Origin of the sequence: Caballeronia arationis (assembly GCF_001544975.2) — a bacterium.
Lineage (GTDB): Bacteria > Pseudomonadota > Gammaproteobacteria > Burkholderiales > Burkholderiaceae > Caballeronia > Caballeronia arationis.
Map to the genome: position 1 here is coordinate 1 of NZ_FCOG02000451.1, position 1,283 is coordinate 1,283.

Sequence of the window (1,283 nt, forward strand, 5' to 3'; positions counted from 1 at the left end):
TCGATCTCACCGAGTTCGATACGGAAGCCGCGAATCTTGACCTGATGATCGTTGCGGCCGAGGAACTCCAGATTGCCGTCAGCGCGATAGCGCGCGAGGTCGCCCGTGCGATAGATGCGTGCGCCTGCAACGAACGGACTGGCGACAAACCGTTGCGCGGTGAGTGCCGCGCGCCGCAGATAGCCTCCCGCGAGACCCGCACCGCCGATGTAAAGCTCGCCGGTGACACCAAGGGGCACGGGGCGCAGATATTCGTCGAGCACGTATGCCCGACTGTTGGCAAGCGGCTGTCCGATGGGGATCGACGTGCTATAGGAGACGGCGCGGTTCAGCGCATGGGTCAGTACGCCCACGGTCGTTTCGGTCGGCCCATAGTGATTGAGAATACGCAGCCCGGGTTTGAGTGCCTGCAAGGACATGATCCATTCGGACCGGGTTGCTTCCCCGCCCAGCACCAGCAACTGCGTGGGCAGCGCCAGCGGATCGAGCGTCTCGTCCACGAGTGCCCGCAGGTGACCCGGCACGATTTTCAGAACGCCGATATTCCGCTGACGCATGTATTGCCCGAAGAGATAGCCATCGGAGGTCCGCTCGGTCGACAACACATGCAGTTCATGACCCGCCACCAACGCACCGAACAGGATCGTATGGCCGAGGTCGGTGGCGATCGTCGAGGCCAGGGCCATACTGCTCGGCGTGGGCACGTTCATCTTGGCCAGCACGCCGCTCAGATAGTTGGCAAGGTTCCGGTGACTAAGGACGACGCCCTTGGGCTTGCCGGTGGAGCCGGAGGTGTAGATCACATAAGCCGGGTGCTGCGGGCGCGCGTTGATGGCGGGCTGGGCGTCGGGACAGGCTTCGATCAAACTCGTTTCGGTGTCGGTACATACGACGGGCAGGTTCTGCACGACGTCCGAGAAGTGCTCGAGAAGCTGTGCCTGAGTGACGAGCAGCGACACGTGCGCGTCGTTGAGCACGTACCCGAGCCGCTCCGCGACAGAGGTGGATTCCAGCGGCACATAAGCGCCCCCGGCCTTGAGAATCGCCATCAACGCGACGATCATGCCGGTGCCGCGCTCCATGCACAGCGCCACTCGATCTTCCGGATTGACGCCCAGCGCAATCAGATGATGCGCAAGCTGGTTGGCGCGTGCATTGAGTTGCGCATAGGTGAGCGACTCGTCTTCGAAGACCAGCGCGATTGCATCGGGCGTGCGTTGAACTTGTTGCTCGAAGAGCTGATGGATACACAGATGCTCCGGATAAGGCGCAGCGGTGTCGTT

General features: G+C 62.3%; 1 protein-coding gene. It reads right to left on the reverse strand.

All coding sequences use genetic code 11. The features are described from left to right. Window positions 1–1,253 (reverse strand): non-ribosomal peptide synthetase (locus tag AWB81_RS43070; RefSeq protein WP_327373546.1); only part of this gene is annotated, 1,253 nt, incomplete at its 3' end. Between the last annotated feature and the right edge of the window lie 30 nt (window positions 1,254–1,283).